The organism is Vibrio sp. Isolate22 (genome assembly GCF_022398115.1).
In the GTDB taxonomy this organism is placed as follows: Bacteria; Pseudomonadota; Gammaproteobacteria; order Enterobacterales; family Vibrionaceae; genus Vibrio.
On record NZ_JAKEUW010000091.1, the window covers coordinates 1 to 10,241 of the forward strand.

8 protein-coding genes and 2 pseudogenes are annotated in these 10,241 nt (G+C 44.6%); 5 read left to right on the top strand and 5 right to left on the bottom strand.

Going from position 1 to position 10,241, the window contains the following annotated elements:
• Window positions 1-23: 23 nt before the first annotated feature.
• Window positions 24-239: pseudogene (locus L1D55_RS25760) on the top strand (IS3 family transposase); the annotation flags it as partial.
• A gap of 84 nt (window positions 240-323) precedes the next feature.
• Here the strand turns inward: L1D55_RS25760 and L1D55_RS25765 are convergent.
• Both L1D55_RS25765 and L1D55_RS25770 read right to left on the bottom strand, forming a co-directional pair.
• The gene (locus tag L1D55_RS25765) at window positions 324-854 is read right to left on the bottom strand and encodes a 3'-5' exonuclease (RefSeq protein WP_008222088.1); all 531 of its coding nucleotides are present in this window, start codon (window positions 852-854) and stop codon (window positions 324-326) included.
• An 87-nt stretch (window positions 855-941) separates the two neighbouring features.
• Window positions 942-2,480: a sensor domain-containing diguanylate cyclase gene (locus L1D55_RS25770; RefSeq protein ID WP_239919358.1), complete on the bottom strand. Its 1,539-nt coding sequence runs from the start codon at window positions 2,478-2,480 to the stop codon at window positions 942-944.
• A gap of 350 nt (window positions 2,481-2,830) precedes the next feature.
• On the opposite strand from L1D55_RS25770, the gene L1D55_RS25775 reads away from it, so the two are divergent.
• The 3 genes from L1D55_RS25775 to L1D55_RS25785 all read left to right on the top strand — a co-directional run bounded on the left by L1D55_RS25775 (window position 2,831) and on the right by L1D55_RS25785 (window position 8,403).
• Window positions 2,831-3,463 carry a DUF2760 domain-containing protein gene (locus tag L1D55_RS25775; protein ID WP_019822547.1) on the top strand — a complete coding sequence of 211 codons (633 nt, stop codon included), beginning with the start codon at window positions 2,831-2,833 and terminating at the stop codon, window positions 3,461-3,463.
• A complete protein-coding gene (locus L1D55_RS25780) occupies window positions 3,463-5,397 on the top strand; it encodes an Hsp70 family protein (RefSeq protein WP_239919359.1) in 1,935 nt (644 codons plus the stop codon). The genes L1D55_RS25775 and L1D55_RS25780 overlap by 1 nt, the downstream gene beginning before the upstream one ends.
• 153 nt (window positions 5,398-5,550) lie before the next feature.
• Window positions 5,551-8,403, top strand: a complete 2,853-nt coding sequence (locus L1D55_RS25785) for an Hsp70 family protein (RefSeq protein WP_239919360.1) — start codon at window positions 5,551-5,553, stop codon at window positions 8,401-8,403.
• A gap of 156 nt (window positions 8,404-8,559) precedes the next feature.
• Here L1D55_RS25785 and L1D55_RS25790 read toward each other — a convergent pair whose 3' ends face one another.
• Together L1D55_RS25790 and L1D55_RS25795 are read right to left on the bottom strand one after the other, a co-directional pair.
• Window positions 8,560-8,775, bottom strand: a complete 216-nt coding sequence (locus tag L1D55_RS25790; RefSeq protein ID WP_008222272.1) for a hypothetical protein — start codon at window positions 8,773-8,775, stop codon at window positions 8,560-8,562.
• Between the two features lie 306 nt (window positions 8,776-9,081).
• Window positions 9,082-9,396 carry a transposase gene (locus L1D55_RS25795; protein WP_239919361.1) on the bottom strand — a complete coding sequence of 105 codons (315 nt, stop codon included), beginning with the start codon at window positions 9,394-9,396 and terminating at the stop codon, window positions 9,082-9,084.
• 205 nt (window positions 9,397-9,601) lie between these two features.
• Between L1D55_RS25795 and L1D55_RS25800 the strand changes: the two genes are divergently transcribed.
• Window positions 9,602-10,027, top strand: a complete 426-nt coding sequence (locus L1D55_RS25800; protein WP_239919362.1) for a GAF domain-containing protein — start codon at window positions 9,602-9,604, stop codon at window positions 10,025-10,027.
• A gap of 43 nt (window positions 10,028-10,070) precedes the next feature.
• Here L1D55_RS25800 and L1D55_RS25805 read toward each other — a convergent pair.
• A pseudogene (locus L1D55_RS25805) lies at window positions 10,071-10,241 on the bottom strand (IS5/IS1182 family transposase); the annotation flags it as partial.

Sequence of the window (10,241 nt, forward strand, 5' to 3'; positions counted from 1 at the left end):
TCGAGAAAAGGTAACTGCTTGGATCGAGAAAAGGTAACTGCTTGGATAATGCGGTTGCTGAAAACTTTTTTGCTTTACTCAAAACAGAGATGTATCACAACCAAAGCTTTGAAGATGCAGATGCTCTGATAGAGCAAATTAAAGAATACATCGAGTACTACAATACCAAACGTATAAAAGTGAAACTAAAAGGCCTGACTCCGATAGAATATCGAACTCAGGCCTTGAAAGCCGCTTAACAGAAATGTCCAACTTTACGGGGTCACATCAATCTAGGTGGCTTTTTTTATAGTTCGGAGCAAATATTTAATATTCACCTATTGCTAAAGCATCGTCAGAGCGAGCTTCGCCAGGTTGTAAGCATCAACATAACCAGAATGCTGGCGACCTTCCCATTCGATGTTTTTTGCTTCTTGAGCCGCTCGGTGACCGATGCGTTTGTCTTTCAAGCGGTTCTGCACGCGATACAGCGTCGCAATATTGATGAACTCGCTAAATGGTGGCTCGATACCTTTCTCTTGACACTCTTTGTGTAAAATCAGGTCATCACGTCCCCACGCAGCATAGATCTTGTTAGGACCACCGAAGTTCTTGATCATCGATTTGATGACTGATTCTAGCGGACGCCCCTGCTTTTCGATTTTACGCGGAGTAATGCCGGTTAGCTCGGCACAGAACTGAGAGACTTCGTCTTTTTCTGGCTTAACGTAGTATTGCGCTCGTTTCACGATGGTTCCAGATGCCAGATCAATCTCAGCAAGACCCACTTCAATGATCTCGCCTGTTGTTCCTACACCATTTTCGCTCCAACAGCACATTTCCAAATCGAAACACACCACTCGATTGTGATTCATACGTCGCCTAATTCTCTCGTCAAAAATTTTGTGAAATTGTACATGAGCCCAATACAGAACTCGACCCTAGTTGTATCAAGTGCTCATTTAGCCTGCAATTGTGACTCGATTTCGACCATTTAACTTACTTTGATAGAGCATGCTATCTGTTTTTTGTAGCAGTTCTTCAGTGTCTTCGTTGGTATGGATGGCCGCACCAATACTCAAAGTACAGCTCAATTGTTGCCCTTTATGCTCACAATGAGAATGACTGACGGTGTTGAGAATGCATTGTAAGTAGCGGTCTAGTGCTTCAGGATCCGAGATACTCGAAATGATACAGAACTCGTCTCCGCCCAAACGGAAAAGATTATCCCCTTCTTTCAAGTTTACCGAAATCAACTTAATGACATGAACAAGCAAAGCATCACCAGCAGGGTGACCAAACTTGTCATTAATGCTCTTAAATTTATCGACATCAAAGCCAATTAAGCTAAATGACTCACTTCGCTTAACTGCCCTGTCAAACATCTTATTGAAAGCTCGTCGGTTATAGATTTCAGTTAAGCTATCGTGGTTCGCTAGGAATCGAAGTTCTTCTGTTCTTTTGTCTAACATGCGATACAAGCGCTCTTTCTCTCTGATCTGCATATTAACGATATACGCTAACAACAATGAGATGGTTGTCCCGACGAGCGCAATGCCAGTTAGTACAAGGTAGCCATAAAATGAGATGCAAGAGTCTATCTTGTAATCGATTTTCCAATTTCGGTTGGTCAATTCGATAGTCTTAGTTATATGGTGACCTGTTACGCCCTCATAGCCTTGCGTTTCAAATAAGATTGGGGAATCTTCGGCTTCGAAACCGGTATCCGTCACACGAATGTAAACATCCATATCACCGACAGCCGATGCCAACAGGTTTTCAAAGTAGTAAGTGGTACGAACTACACCAATCACCACACCAAGTAAGTTATCACTTTCTCCTTCAAACACCGGGTGATACACCAACATGCCGGTCTTAGGTGTATCTGGAGTTAAACCATCTTGAATAAGGCGTACTTTGTCCGAGATATTCGCTTGGCGTGTCTGTTTGATATTTTCAACAATACGCTTAAATCGCTCGCGTGAAGAGTAGAACCCAATCACTCTATCATTCGCTTCAGTATTCGGATAAATATCGGTAGCAATAAAAGCAGGCTCGCCATCTAACTGGTAACCATAGGTTTTAGCTTCATGTTTAGGGATGGTGAACAGTCGGTAAGATGGGTACTTTGCTTTCATTTCCGCAGTGTGTTCGGCAATCTCATCTGCCTGAACTTTCTGCATCCACTGTAAGCCAATTAAACTTTTTGAGCCGTTAATGGTTTGCTGTGCAAAACGGTCAAATTTATCCCAGTTTTCAGGATCATTAGAATAGAAAAAGTTAGCGCCCGAACCTATGTAAGCCACATCATTATCGATAAACGCTTCCAAGCTCAGTGTTTGATGCTTAGCAAAACTGTCCAAATTCATGTTCAATGCGCGGTTTTGATTGAGCATGACCAGAATAAAACACAACACTGTAATCAAAAAACTGACCGAAAATACAACCAGTGGCAGCGTTCGTCTCTTCAAGCCTGTTAGTGGGTCGGTAGTGTGAGGCATAGAGGTTCCAAATAGGCTTTGATGAGGACAAAGTATATAACGGAAGGGAATGATGCTCCATTTAAGTTTTCGTCCTAAAAATGACATAAAAGACGCACACTTTACTTTGTCTTCACATCGCAGGTTAACAATCGACCGAATCTCGACTAAATTTCAAGCTAACACACTCAAAAACTACTGGTTTGAAAACATAAATTACCACTCTTAAGCCTTGAATATGCTAGTATCCACCCATATTTATAGCTTGAAAGTGACCATTTGGCCCTTACGCCTATGAGTTTCTTTCTAACCTGTATATTCCCTATAACCGATGAATATACCGTTAAATCAATTTAAAGAGAAAAATCACTATGATCGTTGATTTGAACCTAATCCCACAGACGTTTGATATGCTTCACGCAGGCCTAACTGCATCAAGCGTTTTACTACTGCTAATTGCCGTTTCTCGTAAAACCAAAGTGGTTGAGAAAGTCGTAGAAAAACCAGTAGAAAAGATCGTTGAAGTTGAAAAGCCAGTTGAAAAGATTGTCGAAGTAGAAAAAGTTGTTGAAGTAGAAAAAGTCATCGAGAAAGTAGTAGAAGTAGAATCTAAGCTCGCTACAGCACCAACAGATTCTGCAATGCAGCTACTTTCTATCATGCAGCAAGAAGCGCGTCTAATCGACTTCCTAAAAGAAGACCTTACTTCATTCTCTGACGAAGAAGTTGGTGCAGCTGCACGTGTTATTCACACAGGTGGTCAAAAAGTACTGGCGGACTACGTAACGCTTGCTCATATCCGCAGCGAAGATGAAGAGACTCGCATCACAGTCGCTGAAGGCTTCAACCCTCAAGAAATCCGCCTAACAGGTAACGTAACGGGTAACGCACCATTCAACGGTACGCTTGTTCACAAAGGCTGGAAAGCAACTGACATGAACCTGCCTAAGCTTGCTGAAAACTACGATGCATCTGTAATTGCACCGGCAGAGGTAGAGCTATAATGGAACACCAAACTCAGACATCATCGCAAGAGCATCAGGAACCCAAGTTCAGCGTTGGTATCGATTTAGGTACTACACACTGTGTTTTGTCTTACATCGACACAACGAATGAAGATGCTCGTGTTGAAGTAATGCCAATTCCTCAGCTTACGGCTCCTGGTACCGTAGAAACTCGCAGCCAACTTGGCTCGTTCCTATACCAGCCGCACGAGCACGAGATGAACGAAGCGTCACGAGTTCTACCTTGGTCTTCTGAGCCAAAAGCACTAGTTGGTGCTATCGCTCGTAATCTTGGTGCTAAAACCCCTATTCGTTTAGTAGCAAGTGCGAAGTCTTGGCTATGCCATGGTGGTGTAAACCGTCGTGACGCGTTCCTTCCTGCTGGTAGCCCAGAAGAAGTGGAAAAGGTATCTCCACTAAAAACGACTGAGCTGTACCTTGAGCACCTTAAAGATGCTTGGAATCATGCAAACCCAGAACACAAGCTGGCTGACCAAGACGTAACGATCACCGTTCCTGCTTCGTTTGACCCAGCAGCTCGTGACCTAACCGCAGAAGCCGCTCGTAACGTTGGTTTCACTCATCTAACGCTTTTAGAAGAACCTCAAGCGGCTCTATACAGCTGGATCGACAACAGCAACGATAAATGGCGTGATGAAGTAGATGTTGGCGACATCGTGTTAGTTGTGGATATCGGTGGTGGTACTACCGACCTTTCTTTAGTTGAAGTAACTCAAGACGACGGTAACCTAAGTCTGAACCGTATCGCCGTAGGTGAACACATCCTACTTGGCGGTGACAACATGGATTTAGCTCTGGCTTACCGCCTGAAGATGAAGCTAGCACAAGAAGGTAAAGAACTGGCACCTTGGCAAGTTCAAACGATGACTCACGCATGTCGTGACGCAAAAGAAGCACTATTGAACGATGCAGAGCTTCAAGCTGTACCAATCGTGGTTCCTAGCCGTGGCTCTAAGCTACTTGGAGCTACGCTAAAAACAGAACTGACTCAGCAAGAAGTACAACAAACATTGGTTGATGGCTTCTTCCCTAAAGTTGCTGTGACTGATCACCCTGTTCAAAAGACACGTGGTGCACTTACTCAAATGGGTCTGCCTTACGCACAAGATGCAGGTATTACTCGTCACATTGCCGCATTCCTTTCTAAACAAGCGAACGCGCTTTCTGGAAATGGTGAAACGGCTCAACAAGATTTCAATCCGTTTGCAAATATGCCGGGCATGCCAGGCGCTGAAGCACCTACTGCTGACTTCATCAAACCAACAGCAATCCTGTTCAACGGTGGTGTTCTAAAATCTAACCTACTTGCTGATCGTCTTTCAGACACAATCAACGAGTGGCTGATCAATGCTGACGCTGAATTTGCGAAACAACTATCAGGCTTAGATCTTGATCTAGCGGTTGCAAGTGGTGCTTCGTACTACGGCGCGGTACGTCGTGGTCAAGGCGTTCGTATCCGTGGTGGTATCGCTTCTGCTTACTACGTCGGTATTGAAAGTGCGATGCCTGCAATCCCAGGTATGGCTCCTCCAATGGAGGCACTATGTGTTGCGCCATTTGGTATGGAAGAAGGATCAAGCGTTCAAGTTCCTAGCCAAGAGTTTGGTCTAGTGATTGGTCAGCCAGTTCACTTCCAGTTCTTCGGTTCAACTACACGCCGTGAAGATGAAGCTGGTACTCACCTTGATCACTGGGCGCCAGAAGAGCTTGATGAGCTTCCTGAAATCCAAGTGACACTGCCTGTTTCTGAAGGCCGTCGCGAAGGTGAGGTGGTTCCGGTTACTTTAGCTTCTCGCGTTACTGAGCTAGGAACTTTATACCTAGAAGCGATTGCCACTGACAATGGTCAGAAATGGCATGTTGAGTTCGACGTTCGTGAAGATTCGAACAACGACTCAAACTACGAAGCATAATGAATCAACGGCACCTTAGCGGGTGCCGTTATTTTATCAATACCATTCCCAACTCAGTCCACCCTGTTTCTCAGGAACGACGTAGACGAATAACAACAATAAGACCAAAGCTATCAACACACTGGTCATCACTCTGGAAGAATAAGGTTTTGTATGGCAACTCCTCGCTTTTTAGTCGGCATTGACTTAGGCACAACCAACACTGTGGTTGCCTACTGTGAAATTAACGACGACCTACAACACGCTCCCGTTTCCCTTTTCGAAATCGATCAGCTTATTGGCCCTGGTGAAGTGGTTCGTAAGCCTCTCCTCCCATCGTTTCGTTACCACCCAGCACAAGGTCAAATCTCCCCTTCAGACCTAACTATGCCGTGGGAACCAAACCCAGTTGAAGGCGATATCAAGAATGTTATCGTCGGTGAGTGGGCGCGTGAATTAGGCGCAAAAGTTGAAGGTCGACAAGTATCAAGTGCGAAGAGTTGGTTATCACACCAAGCGGTGGATCGTAGCTCAGACATTCTCCCTTGGGCAGGCGCAGCAGATGTCGATAAAGTATCGCCAGTTGTCGCAAGTGCTAGCTACCTAAATCATATTCGCCAAGCATGGAACTACCGTAATCCAAGCAACAAACTTGAAGACCAAGATGTTGTTGTCACGGTTCCAGCGTCATTCGATGAGACAGCACGCAAGCTGACACTCGAAGCCGCAGAGCTAGCCGGTTTAGGCAAGATTCTATTACTCGAAGAGCCGCAAGCGGTTTGTTACGACTGGTATGCACGCCACCAGCAAACGGCCGCGGAAGAACTCCAACAGATCCCGTTGATCTTAGTGTGTGATGTCGGCGGTGGTACTACCGACTTAAGCTTAATTGAAGCCCAGTTCAATGCGGATAACGATTCGGACAAACAAGGTCATAGTGAACTAACACTCGACCGTATTGGCGTTGGCGAACACTTAATGCTGGGTGGTGATAACCTAGATTTAGCTCTCGCTCACCTTGCAGAGCAGCGCTTCAACCAAAACAAGAAACTGAATGCCTCTAGCCTCACCAAACTGATTCAACAAACTCGCGCAGCAAAAGAGAGCCTACTTTCTGCTGATGCGCCAGACGATGTCAAAATCACCATGCTTGGCAGCGGATCCAAGCTTTTAGGCGGCACTAAGAGTATCGGCTTAACCAAGCAAGAAGTTCATCAAATCGCATTAGAAGGCTTCTTCCCACTGTCTGAATTTACTGAAACACCAGACAAACGTCGCAGCGCTGTAGTTGAATTCGGTCTGCCTTACGTTGCGGACCCAGCGGTAAGTAAGCACGTTGCTGAATTCCTGACAACGCATCAGCAAGTGTCTAAAGCGGCGCTACAAAATTCAGATGCGGTTCAATTCGATGACACCAAACCAGCTATTCCTGTCGGTGTGCTGCTTAACGGTGGTGTGTTCAACAGTGAACTTGTCACGGAGCGTATAACTCAGCTTCTAGGTAACTGGAACGGCGCTCCAATCACAGTACTAGATAACCCTCACCCAGATTGGTCTGTGGCATTAGGCGCGGTTGCGTTTGGTAAAGCTCGCCGTGGTGCCCAGCTGAAAATCGGTGGCGGTGCTGCTCGTTCTTACTTCTTGCATCTACAAGAAAAGAACAAGATGGGTAAAGCACTGTGTCTGCTTGCTAAAGGTACCGAAGAAGGCCAAGAAATCCGTTTGAACAGCCGTCGTTTCTCACTGACGTTAGGCGAGCCAGTTCGTTTTAACCTGCTGACTTCAACTCACGATCAAATTGCTCACGATACGGCAATTCAAAATGGTGTGATGGTCGATGTGGATGCCGACCTGTTCTCCCCTCTTCCACCTTACATCTCGACGCTGGAAGGCTCAGGCACAGCAGAGCTTCAAGCTAACCAAAAAGAGCGCGTTGAAGTGCTGCTCGCTTGTCAGTTAACCGAAGTCGGCACACTGAAAATGGAGTGCGTGAGTACTGAAGATAACTCGAAACGTTGGTTACTTGAATTTGAAGTCAGAAACAAACAAGGCGAAGAATCCGATAACTCTACACTTCACACACGCTTAGATGAGTGTAAAGAGCTGATCTCTCGTCTGTACAGTGGCAACAAGAAGAGTGCGGAATCGAAAGAGATCAAAACACTTTCGAAAGATCTTGAGAAACGACTCGGTAAACGCGATGAATGGGATTTCACCACCCTCCGTCATCTATTTGATACTTTGTCGTTAGGTCGTAAACGTCGTCGTCGCTCAGAAGCACACGAGAAAAACTGGTTGCGATTAGCGGGTTACTCACTGCGCCCTGGCTTTGGTGATCCTACTGATTCATGGCGTATCGAACAGATTTGGGGTCTCTACCAACAGAACATTCAGTTTAAGAACCACCAAGGTTGGACAGACTGGTGGGTTTTCTGGCGTCGTGTTGCCGGAGGTTTAAACCAAGAGCAGCAAGAGACAATCTTGGCTGACATTGCGAAGTACCTTCACCCAGGTGCTATGAAGAACCCTAAGAGTGCTAAAGATGCCCAAGACAATGGTTATGAAGCCATGGTTAGATTGGCGGCATCCCTTGAGCAACTCGAAGTGGAAGACAAAGTGCTTCTTGCGTCTTGGTTCCTAAGCAAAGCGATCAATCACAACCAGTTTGAACAAGCACACTGGTGGGCACTAGGTCGACTGGCTTCAAGAACCCCGTTATATGGCAGCCAGCACAGTGTAATTCCTAGAGAGCAAGCAGAGCAGTGGTTACCAAAATTACTTGAGCAGAACTGGCAGAAAGAGCAGATGATTGCCTTTGCCGCAGTGATGATTTGTCGTAAAACTGGCGACCGTCAGTTTGATATCTCTGACGATTATCGTAATCAAGTGATTGAGAAGCTAAAGCAGAGTAAGGTTCCAGAGTCTTGGTTAACGCTGGTTAGTGAAGTCACTGAGCTTTCCGAGAGCGAATCTAAGCGTGTGTTTGGTGATGCTTTGCCAAGTGGTTTAAGTCTAATCAACAGCTAGGGCTGAATGCAGGTCTTGCTTCTAAGCAGCTAGAAAAGAAAAAGCCACTTTCGATACGTTGAAAGTGGCTTTTTTATTGGTGGCTAAAGGCTGGTGTGTGTCGTTGATATGTAGCTTTCGGGTTAAGAGCCTCAGCCATGTTGCGGTTAATCATTGTTAATGTTTCGTTCCGTTTGGGTTGATAGTGAAGTCTGTATTCTCATAGATGTCAGACAGTTTTTTGGGTTTCTTTTCTTTGGCTCCTTTATTGGGTTGATTATGAGTTTCGCTCAAAAGCCATTCCTCATGCATTTTTGCTGAATCCAAGAATTCTGGATCCTCCATTGCTTCCTTGCGAAGTTTATTTACACGTTCGAGAGTATCCCAAATCATAATACTTCACCTCCACTAAGGCTACACTTCCCAATATAGGACTCCGCCCTATTGATTCAATACTTTCCGGTTAAACCATAGTGAATTTGTGATTTAGATATCGAAAACCGCCTTATAAGCACATTATTTAAACAGATAGAATTCACTTATTTTTATTAAAAAATAAATATGGTCGAAGTGTTTTTTATATGGTTTTTATAAACACACCCCCTATGGGCTATGCCTTTGTCTTATTAAAAATACAAGTAAATTACCACCTTCTAAAGAAGGTGGCTTTGTGTGAGCCCCCTAAAAGGGGGCCTTTGTTTAGTCCAACGCCAGTTGCTGCTGCTCCACGCGCTCTTTTTTCTCTTGATGTCTTACATAGCGTCGAATGATTTCTTCATTAACCCCTACGCTATCGACAAAATAGCCCCTTTGCCAAAAGTGGTTACCCCAGAGTTTGTTTCTCCTTAAATATGGAAATTTACTAAAGAGTTTTAAAGCTATTTTCTTTTTTATACATCGATAAACTTCTTTACCTACATTGTTTTTCAAAATCCTAAATCGATACTTTGGTGTCCACACTATGTGATATTGACATCTCCAAAATACGTGGGAAGCTTGATTATATCTGCTCATGTTATTTGTCCTCTTTGACTTCGCTAAAAATCAAGGGAGCATTTAACATGGGTAGAACTACAGGCAAAGCCAAACTGAATGATAACCACCTACTGAAGTAGGTGGTTTAGGGCTGAAAACGAAATGAAATACATTATTTCAGATTGCAAAGGCAGAAATTTGACATTAGAGTCAACAGTATGACATTCCAAAAAGGTGATCATTCATGCCATTTACCAATATCTATCAATCCAGCTCTAAATATGCCATCAATGATCTAGTGAAAGAAATGGACCTCTCTTTATGGAAAAGCATGCTCAATAACATAGCAGAAGTGCTTAATGCTCCCGCTGTTGGGCTTATTCTTACGTCTGAAGTTGGATTCCAGAACATTGCGATGTCTTCTTCACCCGGTGTTAAAGCGAATCCTGGCAAAATCATCCCCAGAGACATAAATTTGTACTGCAAGAAAGTGATGGAAACCAGAGCCATGCTTTATGTAAAAAATGCGTCTGGTAAAGAGGAATGGAGCGACAATCCCGAACTCACGCAGATGGGCTATGTCTCTTATCTAGGTTTACCGATCTTCCAATCGGACGGCAGCATGTTCGCAACACTTTGCGCGCTAGACACTAAAGAGAGGCGTTGTTGATCAAATCAGCTAAAGGACGTATCTATCCTACGGAACTTACCTGTTAGTTTCTAATAGGCATACCTAGTCCTAGAACTTTGTTCATTGCTTTGACGTTTGCTAACGCCTCACCAACTTGAGCGTTATAACATCTCAAGCTCAATGTGCCGCTAGTCAGTCCTTTATATCGGGACATTGCCGTCTCAGAGATTGAACGGTCGTGGTAGCCAGAGTC